The organism is Ruegeria sp. A5 (assembly GCF_056543005.1).
This window is the reverse complement of record NZ_JBQGAV010000011.1, coordinates 93930-114750: the sequence shown is the minus strand read 5'-3', so window position 1 is coordinate 114750 and position 20821 is coordinate 93930. Positions and strand designations below refer to the sequence as shown.

20 protein-coding genes are annotated in these 20821 nt (G+C 53.6%); 5 read left to right on the top strand and 15 right to left on the bottom strand.

Annotation, left to right across the window (positions count from 1 at the left end):
- Window positions 1-741: 741 nt before the first annotated feature.
- Both ACR0AY_RS19560 and ACR0AY_RS19555 read right to left on the bottom strand, forming a co-directional pair.
- Entirely contained in the window at window positions 742-2241 is a 1500-nt protein-coding gene (locus ACR0AY_RS19560; protein ID WP_480454515.1) for a ShlB/FhaC/HecB family hemolysin secretion/activation protein, read from the bottom strand.
- A gap of 264 nt (window positions 2242-2505) precedes the next feature.
- Window positions 2506-3438: an SdiA-regulated domain-containing protein gene (locus tag ACR0AY_RS19555; RefSeq protein WP_170515620.1), complete on the bottom strand. Its 933-nt coding sequence runs from the start codon at window positions 3436-3438 to the stop codon at window positions 2506-2508.
- A 212-nt stretch (window positions 3439-3650) separates the two neighbouring features.
- Between ACR0AY_RS19555 and ACR0AY_RS19550 the strand changes: the two genes are divergently transcribed.
- Window positions 3651-4379 carry a DUF4956 domain-containing protein gene (locus tag ACR0AY_RS19550; protein ID WP_480454514.1) on the top strand — a complete coding sequence of 243 codons (729 nt, stop codon included), beginning with the start codon at window positions 3651-3653 and terminating at the stop codon, window positions 4377-4379.
- On the opposite strand, the gene ACR0AY_RS19545 is transcribed toward ACR0AY_RS19550, so the two are convergent.
- From ACR0AY_RS19545 to ACR0AY_RS19515, 7 genes are all read right to left on the bottom strand, one after another.
- Entirely contained in the window at window positions 4380-5321 is a 942-nt protein-coding gene (locus tag ACR0AY_RS19545; protein ID WP_170515626.1) for a metallophosphoesterase, read from the bottom strand.
- On the bottom strand, window positions 5311-6744 hold the full coding sequence (locus tag ACR0AY_RS19540) for a hypothetical protein (RefSeq protein WP_170515630.1): 1434 nt from the start codon (window positions 6742-6744) through the stop codon (window positions 5311-5313). Before ACR0AY_RS19540 ends, ACR0AY_RS19545 begins: the two co-directional genes overlap by 11 nt.
- Window positions 6745-7528: 784 nt before the next feature.
- Window positions 7529-7702, bottom strand: coding sequence for a hypothetical protein (locus tag ACR0AY_RS19535; protein ID WP_157054209.1), 174 nt, complete (start codon window positions 7700-7702; stop codon window positions 7529-7531).
- A gap of 42 nt (window positions 7703-7744) precedes the next feature.
- The gene (locus ACR0AY_RS19530; RefSeq protein WP_480454513.1) at window positions 7745-8104 is read right to left on the bottom strand and encodes a hypothetical protein; all 360 of its coding nucleotides are present in this window, start codon (window positions 8102-8104) and stop codon (window positions 7745-7747) included.
- Entirely contained in the window at window positions 8105-8653 is a 549-nt protein-coding gene (locus ACR0AY_RS19525) for a hypothetical protein (protein WP_170515633.1), read from the bottom strand.
- Between the two features lie 121 nt (window positions 8654-8774).
- The gene (locus tag ACR0AY_RS19520; RefSeq protein ID WP_480454512.1) at window positions 8775-9236 is read right to left on the bottom strand and encodes a hypothetical protein; all 462 of its coding nucleotides are present in this window, start codon (window positions 9234-9236) and stop codon (window positions 8775-8777) included.
- 201 nt (window positions 9237-9437) lie between these two features.
- The gene (locus tag ACR0AY_RS19515) at window positions 9438-9737 is read right to left on the bottom strand and encodes a hypothetical protein (RefSeq protein ID WP_170515639.1); all 300 of its coding nucleotides are present in this window, start codon (window positions 9735-9737) and stop codon (window positions 9438-9440) included.
- Window positions 9738-10308: 571 nt separating this feature from the next.
- On the opposite strand from ACR0AY_RS19515, the gene ACR0AY_RS19510 reads away from it, so the two are divergent.
- From ACR0AY_RS19510 to ACR0AY_RS19500, 3 genes are all read left to right on the top strand, one after another.
- The gene (locus ACR0AY_RS19510) at window positions 10309-10824 is read left to right on the top strand and encodes a DUF805 domain-containing protein (protein WP_170515642.1); all 516 of its coding nucleotides are present in this window, start codon (window positions 10309-10311) and stop codon (window positions 10822-10824) included.
- 74 nt (window positions 10825-10898) lie between these two features.
- Complete coding sequence (locus tag ACR0AY_RS19505) at window positions 10899-11669, top strand: hypothetical protein (protein WP_170515645.1); 771 nt, start codon at window positions 10899-10901, stop codon at window positions 11667-11669.
- On the top strand, window positions 11653-12189 hold the full coding sequence (locus ACR0AY_RS19500) for a hypothetical protein (RefSeq protein ID WP_170515648.1): 537 nt from the start codon (window positions 11653-11655) through the stop codon (window positions 12187-12189). The genes ACR0AY_RS19505 and ACR0AY_RS19500 overlap by 17 nt, the downstream gene beginning before the upstream one ends.
- Window positions 12190-12380: 191 nt before the next feature.
- Here the strand turns inward: ACR0AY_RS19500 and gyrB are convergent, their stop codons facing one another.
- Both gyrB and ACR0AY_RS19490 read right to left on the bottom strand, forming a co-directional pair.
- The gene (gyrB, locus tag ACR0AY_RS19495; RefSeq protein WP_170515650.1) at window positions 12381-14798 is read right to left on the bottom strand and encodes a DNA topoisomerase (ATP-hydrolyzing) subunit B; all 2418 of its coding nucleotides are present in this window, start codon (window positions 14796-14798) and stop codon (window positions 12381-12383) included.
- Between the two features lie 102 nt (window positions 14799-14900).
- Window positions 14901-15473: a TetR/AcrR family transcriptional regulator gene (locus ACR0AY_RS19490; RefSeq protein WP_170395383.1), complete on the bottom strand. Its 573-nt coding sequence runs from the start codon at window positions 15471-15473 to the stop codon at window positions 14901-14903.
- Window positions 15474-15572: 99 nt separating this feature from the next.
- On the opposite strand from ACR0AY_RS19490, the gene ACR0AY_RS19485 reads away from it, so the two are divergent.
- On the top strand, window positions 15573-16139 hold the full coding sequence (locus tag ACR0AY_RS19485) for a carboxymuconolactone decarboxylase family protein (RefSeq protein ID WP_170423365.1): 567 nt from the start codon (window positions 15573-15575) through the stop codon (window positions 16137-16139).
- Here the strand turns inward: ACR0AY_RS19485 and recF are convergent.
- The 4 genes from recF to rpsT all read right to left on the bottom strand — a co-directional run bounded on the left by recF (window position 16136) and on the right by rpsT (window position 20809).
- On the bottom strand, window positions 16136-17233 hold the full coding sequence (recF, locus tag ACR0AY_RS19480; RefSeq protein ID WP_170515653.1) for a DNA replication/repair protein RecF: 1098 nt from the start codon (window positions 17231-17233) through the stop codon (window positions 16136-16138). The two genes, ACR0AY_RS19485 and recF, sit on opposite strands and share 4 nt — an antisense overlap.
- Window positions 17234-17272: 39 nt before the next feature.
- Window positions 17273-18394: a DNA polymerase III subunit beta gene (gene dnaN, locus ACR0AY_RS19475; protein WP_010442547.1), complete on the bottom strand. Its 1122-nt coding sequence runs from the start codon at window positions 18392-18394 to the stop codon at window positions 17273-17275.
- A gap of 225 nt (window positions 18395-18619) precedes the next feature.
- Complete coding sequence (gene dnaA / locus ACR0AY_RS19470; protein WP_170408656.1) at window positions 18620-20002, bottom strand: chromosomal replication initiator protein DnaA; 1383 nt, start codon at window positions 20000-20002, stop codon at window positions 18620-18622.
- Window positions 20003-20545: 543 nt separating this feature from the next.
- On the bottom strand, window positions 20546-20809 hold the full coding sequence (gene rpsT, locus ACR0AY_RS19465; protein ID WP_010442545.1) for a 30S ribosomal protein S20: 264 nt from the start codon (window positions 20807-20809) through the stop codon (window positions 20546-20548).
- Window positions 20810-20821 lie beyond the last annotated feature (12 nt).

The window sequence follows — 20821 nt, the reverse complement described above, 5'->3', positions numbered from 1 at the left end:
GGGACAAGCGGTGGTGTCGCCGTAGTACCGCTGGGTTGCGGAACACGGCCGGGCACTGCGACCGGAATCTGGTTTGGTGTTGCAGTCGGGACGAGCGGTGGCACAGCAGTTTGTCCAGTGGGCTGAGGTGGGACCTGACCAGGAACTGCGACTGGTATTTGGTTTGGTGTTGCGGTGGGCACAAGTGGCGGCACCGCTGTTGGGCCGGTGGGTTGAGGCGGAACCTGGCCAGGGGTAGCGACCGGAACTTGATTGGGAGTTGCAGTCGGAACTTGCGGGGGCACCGCGGTGGGACCAGTAGCCAATGGCGGAACCTGATTTGGAACAGCTGTCGGAACCCGGTTTGGTGTCGCGTTTGGTGCCAGAGGCGGAGTTAGGGTCGGCGCTACCACCGGCGTGGGAACCTGACCAGGAACCGCTATTGGTGTCGCAATAGGAACCTGACCGGGAACTGCGTTCGGGACCGCGCCCGGCGCAAGGACTGGAACAGTAACGGACGTGGGCGTTTGCTGCGTTCCCTTAGGCGGCAACTGATTTGCCACCGGCTGAGTTGGGCCAGTAACTTGATTACCTGCCCCTTGCCCACCAGCCTGCCCGCATCCTTGGCTCGACTGGTGTGGGTTCCCTACGCCTCGGCACCACCCGTAGTGATTTCCGCGGGCAAAGACCTGAGTAGCGGCCAGTTCTGCAATTAGACAAGTTGCGGTAAGTACAGCAATTCGGTTCAGTTTCATAACATCCTCACCAACTTGTTGTCAGAGCAAGATACGCGCCAGGATCGCCAGAGTCGGTCAAAGGGCCGTCTCTCAAAGGGACACCGACATATCCGGACAGGAATAGATTTTGCCTAAACTCAATGTCCAGACCCAGACCTGTCGAGGCCAGTGTAGCATTATCAACTTCAAAACTCGCAGGGTCATTGTTCGAGATGTAACCCACGTCGAAAAAGACAAAAGGCGTTAAGCGATGAATGCTTTGGGAACTTGGAAAATAGGAGTGAGACACTTCGAAAATCGCGGAAATCCCGGAATCACCATCCACTTCGTCAAACCGATATCCACGCAAAGCATAACGATCACCAAGGAAGTACTCCTCGACCGAGGGCAGCCGGTCGGTTGTGTACTGCCCCCAAATCTCAGTGCGCCAAGCAGTGTTGGGCGACAAGCTCGTAAGCGGGCTTTCGTATCCGATGCCGGCCCGCAGATGCCAGAACGAAGAGTCTCCGTCGTCGAAATTCGCGTCTGTCGTGTCGTTGTCATTATCGCCAAAAGATAAGGTTAGCCCCGCTTCCAGAGCTTGTCCTTTTGGATAGTTTTGCCCGTAAAGATATGTAAGGCCAACAACACTTGCGTCACTGGATAGTGGAACGCCACCACTGACTGAGTCCGCTTCGGAAAGGCGATAATCCAGCAGAAGATACCCATAGCGGGCCACATCGCGGATCACGGGGTAACCCAACGCGACGGTGAAGTTCTCGCCATCAACATCTGTTCTTGCAAAATCACCCGAGAGGTCACGTTTTGCGTTTATGTTTCCGTAGAAAATCTCACCGTACAGACCATTGCTGTTCAGAGGCGTGCGATAGGTAACAGCGCCCCACAAAGAGTGTTCGTCGTCTTTGTCCCAATTGTAGTTGCCTGACCCCTCAAATCGAAGCAAATCCCCGACGGTCAGCGTCGAATAAAATTCTTGTACGATATAGAAGCTGAGCGCTTCTCCAAGCTCACGCGGAGGGTTGTCGAGTGTCGCACTGCCGGCTTGTTTGCGCAGGGGCTCTCCCAATACCCTCAGCCGAGCACCAGCTTGATCCGGGTAATCAAGTTCGGTCGACACGTCCAAGTCTGGTATGTCCTCAGCGAGCATAACTGCCCGCTCAAATCGTTTGAGAGTTATTGGGTATGCGGTGGTGAGGGGGCGAAAGATCTTTTCCAAGGTTTGGAACGTGCGAGTATCTACGCCTTCAATTTCGATGGATTGAATGCGCCCTTCATCAACAATTATGCTCTGCCCATCGGGACCGGGCCAGGCCTCAGCCAAGAAGTAACCGTCTTCTCGGTAGATCTGAGTAATCGTTGATGCGACATCCGCCGCTGTGATGCGCCCAGACCGATTGAAGGCCAATTGACCGGCAAAAGTTAACAGCTCATCCGCATCATACACCGTTACGCCGCTGACCGAGTGCTGGGACGCGATGTCCCAGGTTTGGGCAATGCTACTTCTTGGAACTGATGCAGTGGCCACAAGAGTGCAAATGATCGCAAAAACAACTGAGCTGAATACGCGCATTTTTGACAACCTTAAAGTGACTGAGCATGTTGAAGTCCAATGTTATTATGTGGTTCGCATGTGTGAACCTGACGCTATTCGAATGTATTGATGGGTGATGTTTTTAAGAAACACAGTGAACAGAACGCAGATTTACTTAATACGCCGCACATACGACGGCGCTCAATTACACAACCCGGCTTTTCAACAAGTTAGAGTAGAGAACTAGTAGAACAGTCCTCACAATTCCGGTTGCTCAAAAACATAAAGCCGCGATTTCTTGGCATCGTCTGTCAGGATATAGAGAAGCCCTCTGGTCTCATCGAGCGCGATCCCTTCGGGATGTTTAACTTCTTTTTGTTTTCCATCTTCTGTGAACGTCAAACTGATAGACTTTACGGACTTGGACTCTGGATTGTAGACGAAGATCTGACGGCTTTTGTCACTCACAATCCAAAGAGAACGCGAGGACCCGGACCATGCCAGGCCGCTCAAATCCAGTTCATCATCATCTACACGCTCGGAGATAAAACCTGCATCGCGGGCTAAAGGAATGATCTCAATAATTTCGTCTAGCTCTGGCGATAACACCATTAACAACCTTGGTTGTCCCTCAATGCCAACGAAGACCCGCCCGGATTCCGGTTCAACGGCGATGCCTTCGGGTCCCTTGTTCAAAGGGTTGCCGACGAGTAATGCAGCGGCGGTCGGGTAACCTTTAAGAGATGCGAGAGGTATTGTCGTCAGTTGAATGGGATCAGTTGGGTGAACGACTAGGATTGATCGGTCAGTTTCTTGAAGCAACAAAACAGACCCATCTTTTCGAGGTGCAACACCCTCCAAATCTGATCCTGCCAATGCTGGTAACTTGAAAGAGTTTCCTAATACCCCGTCGACTCCGAGTAGGTGCAGTTTAGGTTCTGCATCACTTACAGACCACAAGAAGCCTTCAGCGTTGGACATTGCCAAACCGGAAGGCTCTGAAAATCCCTCTGATTTGTCTGCCACCTTGAATTTATCGACCAGAACCAAACCAGCACTTTCAGCGTAGGCAAAATCGGTCCAAGGCAAGAAGGCTGCCGCAACTAAGCTGGCCGCAAAAGCGAGTCGTCTAAGTTTGCAGAAACACCGTGAAATTTCAGCTTTTGACGAAAACACTCTGTTTTCTGTCATTGGATTCTCTCGCGCTTGGACCACATCTCTGTATCAGCGTTCGTATCACAGTCCGGATACGATGTCCGAGGAATGCACTGTAATCTCTTTACCTGATCCCGCCTGTTGCGATTGAATTGAATAGGGCACGATGTGCCTTTGGTTAAGCGTAAGCCTTTGGCGCGAGCAGGAAGGAAGACAAGTTGAATACGACCCTCACATTTGTGACCGTGTTGTTGATGCTGCTGTTGCCAGGTGCTGCGGTGTCACAAGTCGACCCTGCGACGATGCTGGCCGGGGCTTCGGGGTCGGAAATCGTTATCGAACGCCGGTGGACGCAGTTTCGTGGCAAACAGGAACTGTATTTCTTTACTCTCGATGTGATCGTCACGATCATTCTGGCTGGCTTGATCGTCTATCATCCGGTGAGACGTAAAGCCCGTAGAAGCGTCCGCGACATAGTTATGCCAAGGCTTTTCTTCCTGTATGCGCTTATCGGCATGGCGGTTGGTTTTCTGGTGGTTCAGCACGGGTCAATGATCGGTTTTGTCATATTTGGAATCGGAGCGTTGCTCAGGTTCCGCTCCAATCTCGATGATCCGGTGGACACTGTCGAAATGATAATCGTGACTGTTTTTGGTCTTGCGGTCGGTTTGGGCTTGCCGCTGATGGCCACACTGGTGGCGGTTGTATGTTGGTGTTTCATTTGGCTCGGTGGACGAAACAAGGGTGTGGAAATTTCGCTCAAAGCTTCAGACGAAGAACACTCATTGAACGTCAGCGGCGCCATTGAAGCTATGGCCGCAGACGCTGGCTGGAAGCTGGTCAGAAAACACCACGTCCCCGGAAAGTCTCGCGTCTCATTGCTTTTCATCACCTCGGGAGGGCTTTCAGAAGCCCGGATAGAAGAGATGATAAACGATCTGGTCCCTGATAAAGTTGAGCTGAAACTCAACCTCTAGTCATTTCACAAGGTCTAAACGTTTCAACACAGCATTCGGGGATCTGATCTCATTTGGGAGCGACTTGAAGTTTACCGACCTTTCGAAATCGGGCCCTCGATATACTGCTATCCCAAACTCTCCGTTCGGCTGGAACGTAACATGAGTGAAGCTGTGAGGTGATCTGGCGCTATCGCCAATAAGCCGCCGCGGACCACCTCCCAAACAAGCTTGAGAGACATAAGCCACACCGTCTTTCCAACCGGGGTAGAAGGCATGATGGTGGCCTGACAGATGCAGAACAACACCGCTATCCAGGTAGATCTTTTCAAGTGTTGGGTCACCGATGATTTCGCGTTCGCGCTGAATCGCGAAGGGCCAGAGTGGGAGGTGACTGAAAGTGACAATCGGGTCTCCATTTGCCCCCAGTTCCTCAAGTCTGTCCTGCTGGTCGCCGGATAGAGGTCCCAAGGTCGTAGCGTCCAAAGACGCAAATGTTACGCCCTGCATCTCAAAAGCGTAGAAGAACGGGTAGTCATCCGAAACCAGGAAATCGACGTCTGGTTTTCTCGGAGTCCATTCCTCTGCGTATATTTTTCTTTCACGCTCGAACCCACGGTACGCAGAGGCATCATGGTTTCCTGGCGTGACCGCAAATGGAATGCCGGCAGCCTCTAAAGGATCTGATACGGCCTCGTGAAACGCCTTCCACATATCCCTGACCTGTTTGTCGGACAAGTTGGGAATGCGCTGTCCCGCAACCATATCTCCGGTCGAAATAACCAGATCTGGATCAATCTCGATTATGCGCTCAATCGCTTTGTCGACGCGGGCATCGTATCTTACCGAACCATAGCTTCCGTTCAGATCCGATATGACTATAACATCCAATGCCGCCGCTTTGCAGGCGAGCAGAGCGGTCCAAATGAACACCGCAAGAAGAGCAGAACACCTACGCTTCATAACAGTCCACAGCCTCTACCTCGGTGTCGTTTCTCAAAAAGAATGCGACAGGATCCAAGTCGAATATCAATTCGCCATTTGAACAATTGTCCTGGAGGATGGATGTTGCCAGCGCAGTATTTTTGACAACTTGTGCAATCTGACTGTCTGACAACCCAAAGCTTTGCGATAGCCAGTCATAGACTGGGCCTTGGGTTTGAAGGTCACTATTCAATGCAACCAAGCGCCGATATGTGCTTGGAGAAAAGTGGCGAATTTTCTCCAGCATTTGAGTAGATTTTGCGAAGTTGGCATACTCGACACGCCCACCAGCATCGTTGTCGTTTAGATTGCTGCGACGGATCAATAATGCCTCGGCGGGAATATCTCCATCGTTCGGCTGATGGTGCTTGGCTTTCTTATGCTTCAGCTTTCCGTCTTCGACCCAATACCAATAGGGTGTGAAGTCTATGTTTCCTACACGGTCCTGTTGGCTGAAGATGAAGTCGAGTAGAACAATCTCGGTAAGTTCTTGCATCCAAAATGCCATCTGTTGGTCGCTGACATCGGGACCGAGATCCTTGTTGATCATCCGGTCTCTTCGACCTTTTCCGACGCCCTCTACAATGGCCTCTGGCAAGGGTTTTGAAGAACGCAAAGCTAAAAAAGCGGGGGTTTCCTGGAAATCACGGTTCTGACCTTTTCCCCAACCAGATTTGCGGGTGCCGTTGATTTCCGAGCCGTATCGATGCCCAGGGCTATCAAGCAGAACACCATATATTTGCGTTCGATCTGCGGTGAATAGATCGTCGGTGGGCTGGTATGAGTCCGGGTCAGCATCTGCGGCTGCGAAGACCCGCCAGCCTTCATGGTTCATACGCCCGCCATGAGAGCCACCAGAAATCGCAAGGCCAGGCTCTGCGACTTCGGAAAAATGCGCCTGGGCGTCCATGCTACGCCAAACGGCGACTGGAACTTTGACGGTCGCGTCGAAATACCTGGAGAAATGATAGTAAAGCAGCGACGAGGTTGAAAACGTTCCACTGGTGCCTTTTTGGTTCATGGTGGACTTGAATTTAGCCACCCTGTCCTTAGCCAGATCTTTTGCCGCCTTCCCCTCCTTGCAAGCGTTTCTCTCGAATTCAGAACGGTTCCCCGTGTAGGGTCCTTCCGAAATATCGTAGACAGCCATTCCTGGGCTGGTGCTCCAGGTTTTTGGACAAATAGCAATTCCGGAGGCATAGAAATCGATCTCGCAATAGGCCGTTTCTTCCTCAAGATCGCTTTTCTTATACGCGCCCGTTGGAACTTTGTTGATCCGAATACAGCGTTCAGTAACGCCGTTGGGACTATCAAATGTCGTGGCTTCAACTAGAACATCGTCGTTCGCCCACAAGACGGTGGGTGCAATGAAAGCAAGTGACCCCAGAAGATTGAACTTCATTTGGATAGTCCTCCCAATATCATTTGGGGCAAATCGCTGCCTGTTGTTCGGTGGAGATCTCCAACTTTGGGTCGACGCTGAAGTTGGAGAATTTTGAGTCAATCCACTGGTTGCATCCGCCTGAACAAGGCGCCCCGTTTCGGGCATCATTCCAATATTCCTTGGCCTTTTCTTCCGACCAACCACAAAACTGAACGAGCGCCATCGCCGACAATGCACCTGAGGAATGAACGCCCCACATGCAGTGCACCAAGACAGGGCCTTTTCCAGGGTTTTCAATCACCTCGTGTATGGACGCCATGACAGTATCGGGTCGGGAGGATCTGGCACTTTGATAGTCAAAGGATCCGCTTCCACAACTGGTGCGACCGTATTCAGTGTTTTTGCCGAAGTCGGCATAAAACCCGGTTGAAAACCCTTCACCGCACAGAGTTTCGCGTTGACCTTCACTTAGGCCAGTTCGATCCTTGTCGCCGCCCTTGAAGCCGGATCGATACAACACTCCGCTTAAGACTGGGCGAAAGAAAGCGACACCATCAATGCCTCCGTCACCACCCTTTGAAAGCATTTGACTGTTGCTTGGACCGCCATTTCGACTGGTCACGTCAGAATTCGCAGCGGTTGCGAAAACAACAATGAATATGAGGGACGCCAAAAACCGCATGCCAAATCCTTTCTATTCTTGAACCTTTAATGCTCAAACTCTTGCGACCTGATAGTCTCTCGGAAAGGCTAGTTCATGACAACCATATCAAGTGGGCAAATAACTTTCCGCTGTGAAACTTTAAATAGGCCACACGAGATTGATGATAACGACGACTACGAAGTAGGCTAGAACAACTTTCCAGTTCCATTGGTGCTTGTTTTCTTCGTTGATCACGCCAGCCGATTTCAATGCCAGGTTAGTGATGATTAAGGCGACAACGATGACCGCCGCGTGTGCCAGGTCGAATTGCAAGTTTGGGCTCCTTCTCTTGGATTTGGGATTGATGGAAATTTGTCAGCAGTCACCTGATGGCAGCATAGCTACATCTGAGTACCTTCCCTCAGACGTTGTGATCTGAGCACATGCACCTGTATCCTTGTTAAACCAATACGAGGTCAGCCCTTCGCTTCGGATGAGTTCAAATCCGAGACTTTGGATGCCCATTTCAGCTTGGCCCGCTCTTGCCCCTTCAAATGGCGAAAGATCGCTAGAACTGCCCACAGTTGGTGCACTTGCATCCACCGATCCGCCACTCTCATCACATGCTGCCAGTGCAGAAATACATACCGCGCCGATCACCATTAGGACATTGGTTCTCATGTGTTTTTTTCCTGGCTGTTTTGGGAACGTGTTCAAGGGCTTCTGGTCGATCACCTATTCAATTCCGAAAATTACGTTGTAGTCGACAGAAGAGTTGCTGCGATTGATAACCTCCACAACATGATCACCGGATTGCCAAAGCTGCCCTCGATACTCCTTGTCCGCCGACATCAATCCCAACAGTTCAGAACCATCGGGGTTACGAATAACGTAGTCCAAGGAGCCATTTCGCGGAGCAACGCGGACGTAGAGGAACTGTTCGTTTTTGGCACCCAGAACATATTGCTGAGAGGCGCCGGGCGCGAGTTCACCAACTAGTTCGGCGCCGGTGGAGCCAGCATCGAATTTGACACGTTGGCTACCGGTAGAACCGGCGGCGCCTGCCATGGCTCCACCGCCATCATCTATCGCTTCGACAACCGACATCTCGCCGATGCTTCCATCCTTGTACGCGATGCAGCGCCAAAGCGTTCCGCCTGCGTCACGTAGCATGACGAGCGTACCAGCTTCCGAGAACTGAGAGCTTTCAATCGTTCCGGATTGACCGTCTGGTCCACCAACCTGCCGCAAATTGTCGATACAGGCGTCGTCTGCTTCAGACATTGCAAAAGCAGCTGTGCTCGCGATTGCGAACATGGGTGTGAAGAGTTTGATTAATAAGGGTTTCAACAGATGGTTCCCTGTTAGCTTGTTCTTACAGTTTTGTTCCGTACAAAGCGGAACTTCACTTCGCTTCTTGTAACTTTGACAGAAACTCATCGCATGCCTGTGCACTGCCGACGATCTCGCCCGTCGTTTCAATTCCTTGCAGTGATGCCATTTCGGAATTTACGCGGTTGAGGATCTGATCGGCTTGCTCGGCGGTGATCAGGTTCTCGGCTTGCGCTCCTTTCAATGTGGAGCAGACACCGGCGGACAAACCTGTCGCAACGCCGACACCCATCGCGGCCCCGCCACCCAAGGTCATCGCTCCAACCACGCCTAAGACGAGCCCGATCACAATACCCAAGATCACTTTTCCCATGTTTTCCTCCCTTTTGGTGAGAAAGAGTTCAGCCACCACTACTGGCGCAATCTGCGTGCCCATCTGCAAATCAAAACCAGCGCTAACAGGTTGAGCGCCGGAGCAATCGCCGCGAACCACGGCTTGGCGGAATCCGAAAATAAGTCCGCCACAAGTATCCAAGGTAGTCCCAACGGCAGCAGGAACACTCCGGACAAAGGGTCTCGTTCCTGTCCCAACCAGCCAAATGTGCCCGTCAAGAATGCAACCAACGCCAACAGGTACATGACCGCGAATACGATGATGGTGGTTCTACAAACCAAGTCGAGCCTCAGCAGATCAAGCCAGTGCTGCGCAGCCGTTTTCAGCTACGCAGCAGACAGGTCACAATGCGCCTTCGTCGCCCAGGAACTCGATACCAGCTGTCGCGCCATCACTGTAAGCAATGCAATTCCAAGGAGCACGATCCTCGCCAACGCCGACTGTGACCTGTGTTCCTGCCTCGCTAAACGCGGATGAGAGCACCACGACTTGCGAATTGTTCGTCGTGTTGGCTACATCTCGCAAACACGCCTGCTGAGCCGGCGTGAGCTCGTCGGACGCGCTTGATGTACTCGTATCGTCGCAGGCCGCAAGCAGTGCGAAACATGTCGTGCCTGCAATCATCACCATCTTGTTAGACATTTTCTTCTCCCTCTGGTTCCCTTGAAATTAGTGAAATTGGATGGGCTTGTTTGAAGTTCTCGCGTCAGAGCGGGCTATGGAACATACTTCGACCCTGTGATTTCCCTTTCCAACAACTTGTCGCGGGGGGCTTGGCGGGCAGAGCGATTTTACTTTGACTACCGAGACCGCCGACGACGTGTGAAAGCTGAATGACGACACTGGCAAAAGCTCGAGCGAATTCTGGAAATAGGGCGAGTACGTTTAGTCTGAGCATCGCGTCCTCCCAGCGCTCAATCATTGTAAAGTGCCTTCCGACCGCCAGCACTCACTCCAACAGTCGGAAGGGCTCGGCACAGCGAGCAGCAACGACAACAACGGAGTTAAAATAAAGTTGTGTCGAATTCGCATGTTTGAATCTAATTTTTAATAAATCAATATTTTTTCCGCGCGTAAAATTCACTACGCTTTCGTGCGATAGGCTTCTGCTTTCAAACAAAAAGGTAAGTGGGAGCGTCCATAAGGGCGAATGTGATCTTTTGGCTCGGCGAGGCGTTCTGAGGCCGCACAGAAACTGAAAAAGGATTGAAAGATGGGATTTGGTGAAGCCGTTAAAACGTGTTTTTCAAAATACTTCCAGTTCTCCGGCCGGGCTATACGTTCAGAATACTGGTGGTTCTTCTTGTTTGTGGTTCTAGTGAGTGCTGCTTTGGCTGTGCTGGATACGATCCTATTCGGGACTAACCCCGAGACAGGGCAAGGATCTCGGGTTCTGTCCTCTGTTTTTCAACTGGCTGTTCTCATACCTATGCTGGCCGCCGGTTGGCGAAGGCTGCATGATACAGGACGACCTGGCTGGTATTTGCTGCTGCCGATGGCGCTCAGCATTACAACGCTTTTTGTTATGCTGGGTGGCGTGGCGTTCTTTTCGGTATTGGAGCAAGGGACCGAGAACCCTGACGCATTACGAGGACCCGCGGCAGTCCTGGGCGTGACCGGTATTGTTGTTGTCTCAATTCTTCAATTGGTTCTGTCCATTCTGATGATCTGGTGGTTGACGCGCCCTTCGGAAGAAGGCGCAAACGAATACGGCGAACCTGTTTCCTGACCTGGTTGCCGGGGCAATTGGCCGGAATCTCAGGCTGAATGACAGTGCGAACCGTAACACCATGGAGAGAGAAAATGAGTTTCAAAACGATTTCCACTGGGACGCTAATGATGGTTATGGCGACCACTGCATCAGCGGAGTGGTCGTTCAACTCTGGGCCTATTCCCAATGCATTTATTCAAACCGGAAACATGACGCTGGAACTTCAGTGTAACCGTATTCGCTTTGCTCCGGCTGGATATGAGGACAGCCAGGACATTACGGACAAGCAGGGGCTTTCCATTCGTTTCTTGAAGAACGGAGCCACCGAAGTTGGAGCATTTCAGGTTGGCGCAGAAAACGCTGCCGTACAGATCGTTGATAACTATCCCGTCGAGGTCAGTTTCAATAGTCAAGAGGACTATGGTTTTGTACTGGGCCAGCTTGCGGCCAATGCATCTGTTAACCTGTCGATGATTGATCAAGATGTCAGCTACGGAATCTTTGACTTGAAAGGTTCCAGCGCGGCAATTCGGTCCCTTCGTTCCGCCTGCGATTCAGATCCTAGCCAGCGGTCCTCCTACGAACCCCCCGAAGGCATCGTATATTGTGGTGGCGGAGCGATAGAGCGCGTGATCGAACCCGTAATTTTGGACAACTCGGGGGAAGAGTGGGACGCGCGAGTAACAGTCAACGGCGAGTCGATCAGAGCCATGACTGCTTACAGTTACTTCGGAAATTCTGAGCCGCCAGCCGGATTTGTCGTGGCCCTGCTTGGGGAGGACAGGTCCGAGTTTCTGATTTTTAACGAAGGCTCGGCAAACTGGCTGGAATACGGGGACTACAGGAATGAACAATGCAACTGAAGCCACCTTCCAACCGGCTTCCCAATTGGCAAGCTACTTGAAACGTTTGGTATCTGCGATCCTGCTTGGTTCGGGCCTGGTTTGGACCTCACCAGTTGTCGCGGCTGACGTTTCGCAACTTCCAACCGGTTTGCGAGCAAAGGTTGATCTGGCGGCGCAGGCATGCGCGGAGTTCAACGACGGTCAGTTTGACTTAGATTGGGGTGCGGTTGAAAGGGTCGATCTCGACGGAGATCTACAACGCGACTGGGTTTTGAATGAGTCTGATTTTGCGTGTTCGAGCGCCGCATCTCTTTACTGCGGAACTGGCGGATGCATGTCGCACTTCTTGATTGAAGAGGAGGTTCAATCCTTGCTCAACCAGGGCTGGACGGTTGTTGATTTTGGGCGTCAACGCGTTGTTGTTGCGGATATTCATGGATCCAATTGCGACGGAATAAACCCAACGCCTTGCGTCACCGCTAGTATTTGGGATGCGGACGCTAAGACGTGGCGCTCGTCTGCTGGCGATTGGGAATAAGTTGCATTTGAGAATTGCAGATAAGCCATAGGAGCTGGTTTGTTCTATGGGTTCCCTGTGGCACGCAAACTTATGGGCAAATCGTGCAAAGTTATGCGCAAATACCGCGCAGAGTTATAGGCAATCTTCCAAGATTTTCTTCAATGAAATCAATGTTGGGAATGCAGCGTTATGAGCGCACCTACAACCGCTCAAAAATCCAAATTCTCCACGCTCAGAGCATTCTTTTGAATGAATTCACGGCGCGGCTCTACCACATCACCCATGAGTTTGGTGAACAGATCATCGGCCTCGACTATATCATCCACGCGTACTTGCAACAGGGTCCGCGCGTCCGGGTCCAGCGTTGTTTCCCAAAGTTGATCGGGGTTCATCTCTCCCAAACCTTTGTAGCGTTGCAGCGACAAGCCCTTTTCGCCTTCCTCCAGAATCGCGCGCAGCAGGTCGAGCGGGCCGTGTATGACTTGACCCCGATCGCGACGCACCAACGTTGCGGGGGTGTTGTAGACCTCTTGCAGGCTTTGGGTGAAACTGCCGGTTTTACGGGCCTCACCCGAGCGCAACATGGGGCCGTCCAGTGTGCGCACTTCTTCCACACCGCGCAGGATGCGCGCGAGGCGGATGCCGTGATCCTGTGTGATGCGGCCTTGCCAGCCGCGTTCGTATTCCAGTGCAATCAAGTCAAGGCGCGCCGCGACCTTGTCGGCCACGCCCTGCAAATCGGCATCAACAGCGCCGGGCACGAAGGCACCGGCTACAGCAGCCTGCTCCAGAATATGGCGCGGATAATGCGTTGGGAAGGCGTCCAGCACTCGCTTCAGCTGGCGCGCTTCATCCACTATGCGGGTCAGGTCCTGGCCGATGATTTCCTCGCCCGAGCCTAATTTAAGTACTGCGCCTTCGACGCCCTGATTGATCAAATAATCATCCAGCGCGGCCTGGTCCTTCAAGTAAACCTCTGATTTACCTCTAGAAACCTTGTATAGTGGTGGTTGAGCGATGTAGAGATACCCGCCCTCGATCAACTCTGGCATTTGCCGGTAGAAGAAGGTCAACAAGAGGGTGCGGATATGCGCGCCGTCAACATCTGCGTCCGTCATAATGACGATTTTGTGGTAACGCAGTTTTTCGATGTTGAATTCGTCGCGGCCAATGCCGGTGCCAAGCGCCATCACGAGGTTACCGATCTCTTGGCTCGACAACATCCGGTCAAACCGCGCCCGTTCCACGTTCAAGATTTTGCCACGCAAAGGCAGAACAGCTTGTGTCAGCCGATCCCGACCGGTCTGGGCAGAACCACCAGCCGAGTCCCCCTCGACCAGGAAAACTTCGGTCTTGGACGGATCTTTTTCAGAGCAATCCTTGAGCTTACCAGCCAGATAGTTCACATCCATCGCAGTCTTGCGGCGGGTCAGTTCGCGAGCTTTACGGGCGGCCTCGCGCGCTAAAGCTGCCTCGATGATCTTACCGACAATCCCCTTAGCCTCACTCGGGTTCTCTTCGAACCATTCAGCCAGCTTCTCGTTCATCAGACCTTCGACCGCCGGGCGCACCTCAGAGCTGACCAGCTTGTCCTTGGTCTGGGACGAGAATTTCGGGTCGGGCACTTTCACCGATAGCACGCAGGTCAGGCCTTCGCGTGCATCGTCACCGGTAAAGCTGACCTTTTCCTTCTTCGCGATCCCGCTGGACTGAGCATAGTTGTTGATCGTCCGGGTCAGTGCACCACGGAAGCCAGCCACATGGGTGCCGCCATCGCGCTGCGGGATGTTATTGGTGAAGGGCAGTACGGTCTCATGATAACTGTCGTTCCACCACATGGCGATTTCCACGCCGATATCGTCACGCTCGCCCTTGATATAAATCGGTTCGGGCATCGCCGGGGTCTTGGACCGGTCGAGATATTTGACAAACTCTTTGACGCCGCCCTCGTAGAACAGCTCGGTTTCCAGCCGCTCAGCAGGGCGTTCGTCGATTAGGATGATCCGCACGCCCGAGTTCAGGAAGGCCAGCTCGCGCAAGCGCTTTTCCAGCGTCTCAAACGAGTATTCGAGGTTCGAAAACGTGTTGGTCGAGGCCAGAAATCGTACCTCGGTTCCTGTGCGATCGCCGCACTCGCCGACGACTTTCAGATGTTCCGCCGTCTCACCGCCCTCAAAACGCGCCACATGTTCCTTGCCGGCCCGCCAAATGCGCAGTTCCAGCCAATCGGATAGCGCATTCACCACCGAGACGCCCACTCCATGCAGACCGCCTGACACCTTGTACGAGTTGCTGTCGAACTTACCGCCAGCGTGCAGTTGGGTCATGATGACTTCAGCTGCTGAAACGCCTTCCTCGGGGTGGATATCCACCGGGATTCCACGTCCATTGTCGCTGACCGAAACGCTGGAATCCGCGTGAATTTTTACAGTCACATGGTCGGCATGACCGGCCAGCGCCTCGTCAATTCCGTTATCGACAACCTCGTACACCATATGGTGCAGACCCGAACCATCATCCGTATCCCCGATATACATACCGGGACGTTTGCGAACTGCCTCTAAGCCTTTGAGAACTTTGATGGAATCAGCGCCGTATTCTTGGGGTGCCTGTGCGTCTTCGGACATGCCGTTAGTACCTATATTATTTTGGTAACTTATACGTTTTCTGGTGGGGATTGTCACGTGCTCCCCCCATATTTTGTGGTTCTGATCCGCTTAATTTGCGGATCAAAGCCGATCAAGGTCTGCTGCAATATCCTCGGCAATTTCTGCCGCGTTCACATCGTCCCGTTCGGCTGACAATCGCAACCCCAGAAGGTCGGATTGATAGCGCGCCGCCAAGCGATCCGGGTCATGACTTGGCGCGATTTCTCCGGCCTTCTGCGCGCTGCGAAAGAGGTCCGCAAAACAAGCTTTCATGTCAGCCATGTGGGTTTGCGCCTGATCAGCCAAATCATGGTCTTTGGCTTGCAATTCCGCATAAGTCTTCGCCAACATGCAGGCTTTTGTTGGCAGCTCCGACGCCTCGATCACACGACGAGGTTGCACCTTAAGAGCACCAAGCGGGCCCAATTCCTGCGCCAAAGCCTTCATATTGGCAACCCCTTCCTGAGTATACCGCTCTAACGCCAGGGCGTAGAGCGCATCTTTCGACCCGAACGCCGCGTAGAAGCTGCCCGGTTTCAGCTTCAGCTCTCGCTCGAGATCCTTAAGCGACGTCCCCGCCCAACCGTGACGCCAGAAAATATCTCGCGCCTGCGCGATAAGCGCGTCTCGGTCATATGAGGGTTTGCGGGGCATCGTTTCACCAATTCTTGAACGTTCGCTCAAATATATACTTGAGTGATCGCTCAAGAAACCCTAAATACGACTCATCGCGCCAGAAACAGGAGTTTTGACATGGCCAATTTCCCGTCTCACGACCTAGAAACCGCCCCGGAAGGGTCCAAGCCGCTGCTTGAGAAATCTCAGGCTGCATTCGGCCGCCTGCCCGGTCTTCATAAAGTAATGGCCGAAAGCCCCCAGCATCTGGAAGGCTATCAGGTTCTGCACGGCCTGTTTCTGCAGACCGATTTCAACAACGACGAAAAAACCGTTGTCTGGCAAACCATCAATGTCGAAAACGAATGCCATTACTGTGTGCCTGCGCATACCGGCATCGCAAAGATGATGAAAGTCTCTGACGAGATCACCGAGGCGCTGCGCAACGAAACTCCGCTGCCCACGGCCAAGCTGGAAGCGCTACGCACCTTTACCCTGCAAGTGATGGAAACCCGTGGAAACCCGACTGAGGAACAGCTGCAGGCCTTCTTTGACGCTGGCTATTCCCACCGTGCGGTCCTGGATGTCGTACTGGGTCTGGCACAAAAAACCATGTCGAACTACGTCAACCACATGGCCAAAACCCCGGTCGACGAAGTGATGCGCGGCTTCCTTTGGGAACGCAAAGTCGGCGAGCCTGCCTAAACGCTGACGACCGAGCCCTCGTCGCCTTCGGTAACGACCAGCGTTTGGGCTCGATCCCCCAATTCCGCAAATAGCTCAGGCCCGGTGCCCGTCATCCAGGCCTGTGCACCCAGCGCACAAATCTCATCATACAACGCAGCGCGCCGACCCGCATCCAGATGCGCGGCCACCTCATCCAGCAATACAATAGGAGGTGCTCCAACCATCTCCGCCAACGCTCGCGCGTTTGATAGGATCAGCGACACCAGCAGTGCTTTCTGTTCACCGGTCGAGCAATCTTTGGCTGGAACGCCCTTGGCGGAATATACACCATACAGGTCTGATCGATGCGGGCCGACCAAAGTCCGCCCGGCGGCCAGATCGCGAAACCGGCTTTCATCCAAAGCTTCTCGCAAGTCTTCCGCCGTCTCAGGCATTGCACCTTCGGTTTGAACCAATTCAAGATCCGCTGACGGAAAGGCCGTCTCAGCTTTATCCTGTGCTGAGCGCAGATACTCCAACGCACTCAACCGCGCGGCGTGGATGCGATGCCCCATCTCGGCCATCTGCCCTTCCAGCGCCGCGTACCAATGGGCATCGCGAACTTGTTCTTTCAGCAACCGGTTCCGCTCGCGCATCGCTTTTTCATAGGTCAGAGATGCCTCGGCATGTGCCGGATCAAAACTCAGCGCAATCCGGTCGAGGAACCGCCGCCGCCCTTCAGCCCCTTCGATCCAGAGACGGTCCATCGATGGGATTAACCAAACTACCCGCGCCAGCTTTCCCAATTCAATCTGGCTTGATGTTTTCTCATCAATCCGCACTTGCCGCGCCGCACCACCTTCGGACCAGGTTTCAATCTCGAAATTCTGTCCTTGCGCATTCAATAGCCCAATCAGCTTCCACCCCAGCGCCTCGGGGCGCCGTGTCATCTCAGCGGCGCTTGCCCGCCGCATCCCGCGCCCGGGTGAAAACAGAGAAACCGCTTCCAGGATGTTGGTCTTACCGGCACCGTTTGGCCCATGGATCGCGACTGGCCGCCCGTCCAACGACAGGCGCGCCAGCTTATGAGACCGAAAATGCGAGACCGTAAGCTCGGTCAGGGCCAATCCCATGACCCCTCTCTTTCGTTAGAGATCACCCAGTCGAGGCAATCAGACGCGCATCGGCATTACGACATATACCGCGCTTTGGTCGTTGCCTTCGCGCATCAGCGTCGGATCACCTGCCGAGTTGAACATAAACACCGCATTTTCACGATCCACCTGAGACGCGATTTCGAGCAGATACTTAGCGTTGAACCCGATCTCCAGGCGCTCATCCCCGTAAGCAACTGCCAGCTCTTCCTCAGCCGCACCACTGTCGGGTGCATTCACTGACAGAACCAGCTTATCCGCATCCAATTGCAGTTTGACGGCCCGCGACCGCTCGGACGAAACTGTCGCCACACGATCCACAGCCTGCGCGAATTCAGCCGCGTCCACTTCTAACTTGCGCGTGTTACCTTGCGGGATGACACGTGTGTAATCCGGGAACGTTCCGTCGATCACTTTCGAGGTGAGCGTGATGTCAGGCGTTGCAAACCGCACCTTGGTTTCACTGACCGAGACGGCGATGTCCATCTCGTCATCATCCAGCAGCTTGCGCAGTTCGCCCACGGTTTTGCGGGGCACGATCACGCCCGGCATATCCGCTGCACCATCCGGCAGATCCGCATCGATCCGTGCCAAGCGGTGACCATCAGTCGCCACGCAACGCAGTACCTTGCCGCCCTCGGAACCATCCGCAACGTGCATGTAAACGCCGTTCAAATAATATCTCGTCTCTTCCGTGGAAATGGCAAACTTCGATTTATCGAACAGCCGGCGCAACAATGCCGCCGACGCCGTAAAGTTCGATTGGTATTCTGAAGACGCCATAACCGGGAAATCTTCTTTCGGCAGCGTGGCCAGAGAAAAATTCGAGCGCCCCGCTTCCACGGTCAACCGCCCAGCTGCACTATCTGCGGTCAGGGTCACCAGCGCCCCATCGGGCAGCTTACGTACGATCTCATGTAGCGTTGTGGCCGCAACAGTCGTAGCGCCCGCTTTCTCGACTTGCGCGGGGGCCTTGTCGACCACTTCGATGTCCAGATCGGTGGCACGAAACAGCGCCTGATCGCCTTCGGCCTCGATCAGCACGTTGGCAAGTATGGGAATCGTGTTGCGACGTTCAACAACTGACTGGGCCTGCGAAACGGCCTTGAGAAGGGTGCCGCGTTCGATGCTGATCTTCATACCCTCTGTTCCTTTGACTTGCGTGCCGAAATAGGCGGGACTGGCACGTTAGCGTCTCAGCCCTGAGGCACAAGGATTTTTTACGGATTTCTGGGTCGGATTGCCTCGGTGGTCAAGAGCAGCGCGCGTGAAACACTCCAGATCATTCTCAACCGTGGACAATAGCGCACAAGAAAACACCCCGAACGCAATAGCCCGGGGTGTTTTTCAAAGATTCAGTGCGGTTTAGGCTTCCAAGGCCCGGCGCAGCATCTCAACATCTTCGGCAATCTGGCCATCGGTCAACTTCAGCTCTTCGATGCGCTTCACGCCATGCATGACCGTGGTGTGGTCGCGCCCGCCAAATCGACGGCCAATCTCAGGCAGCGACCGACTGGTCAGTTGCTTGCACAGATACATCGCCACCTGACGCGGACGCGCATAGGACCGCAGGCGTTTAGGGCCGATGATATCGCTGAGGCGGATGTTGTAATAATCCGAGACCTTTCGCTGGATTTCTTCGACGGTGATCTTGCGCTCGGAAGCGCGCAGTACATCGGCCAGACAATCCTGCGTCAGCTCCATATCGATCTCGCGCCCGACCAGCGAGGCAAAGGCAAAAAGGCGGGTCAGCGCCCCTTCCAGCACGCGCACATTGGTCGAGATGCGGTGTGCAAGGAACTCCAATACACCATCAGCAATGGTCAGATCGGGATAAGTGCTGCTGTACTGCTGCACTTTGTTCTGCAGGATTCCCAGACGCAATTCGTAGTCTGTGGGATGAAGATCGACGACAAGGCCACATTGCAAGCGCGATTTCACGCGATCCTCAAGGTCTTTGATTTCGCCCGGAGCGCGGTCGGCCGAAATGATGATCTGCTTGTTCTGATCCACCAGCGCATTGAAGGTGTGGAAAAACTCTTCCTGCGTCGAATCCTTGCCAGCGATGAACTGCACGTCATCGACCATCAGCACATCGACCGAACGGAACAAGTGCTTGAAATCCATCATGCGGCGTTCACGCAAGGCCTGCACAAAGCGATACATGAACTGTTCCGCTGACAGATAAAGCACGTTCAACTCGGGGTGCTTGGTTTTCAACTCCCACGCAATCGCGTGCATCAGGTGGGTTTTACCCAGTCCAACACCGCCGTAGAGCACGAGCGGATTGAAAGTTACCGGGCCGCCCTCGGATACGCGGCGAGCTGCGGCATGTGCAAGTTCGTTGGGTTTGCCAACAACAAAGCTATCAAAGGTAAACCGTGCATCCAGTGGCGCAGCCTGTAGTGCTTCAAGTGCATCATTGGCTGTATCTGTAACAGCGGGCCGGGTTTCTGGCGCGGGAGATGGCTTGGGCTCTTCCACCAATGTGGGACGGGCTGACGAATTGGCCGCTGTGCGAAACGCCAAGCGCTGAACCTTTTCGCCCGAGGTATTCAGCTCATAGAGAATAAGGTCCGCAAAATTCTGACTGACATAGTTGCCCATGAAGTTGGTCGGCACCGAGAACACCGCTACACCATCCTGCAACTCCTGAAACTCCAAGGGTTCAATCCAGGTGGTAAAATTGTTCTTCCCAACCGCCTTCATCAATTTGCTACGCAGTTGTCCCCATTTCTCTTGTGTCATTCGGCGCCTCACGCATCCCATTCATTATTGGCCTTAAGGCCTTTTTTAATGTGTCCCGAATTACGGGCCTTTATGGCGCTCACACACAAGGAAACGTTTCGCCAAACCTGATGGTCTGGCGGGTACGCTCGAATATCATCGCAGTCCAATACAGCACGGCCCCAAAATGGGGGCGCACCCGGAATCCGGGATGCGCATGATATTCCAATTTATCGACAGGGCCAGGATCTTCGGCTAACCCGAGACCCAGAGCAGATCGTCCAACTGACCGAAGCCAGCTTTCGAACATTCGTTCCTAAATCTTTCCGATGCCCGTCGGTCAGATCCTTGGAACAGCCTGTCCCCCCAAGCGAGTGAATCGCTGATTAAGTCGTAGCAAGAGCCCAAGGGTCCGGGCAACGAAACTCTGATATTGACTCGGGGTTCTGGGCGAAAGAATCTCTCGGCTTCGTGAAGACGCGGCTTTCCGGCAACAATGAAAAAGGCGTCGCAATCAGCGACGCCTTTTTCGCAAATCAACGCTTGACGCGTTTTCCCAAAGAATCAGCCCAGCGCTTTGACGCGCGCCGACAGGCGCGACATTTTGCGGGCTGCGGTGTTCTTGTGGAAGACGCCTTTGGTGACGCCACGCATCAACTCGGGCTGAGCGGCGCGCAGGGCTGCGGTAGCTGCGTCCTTGTCGCCGGATGCGATCGCTTCTTCAACCTTGCGCAGGTGGGTACGGATGCGCGAACGACGCGCTTTGTTGACTGCGAAGCGCTTTTCGTTCTGACGGGCGCGTTTCTTTGCCTGGGGCGAATTTGCCATGTGTCTCTGACC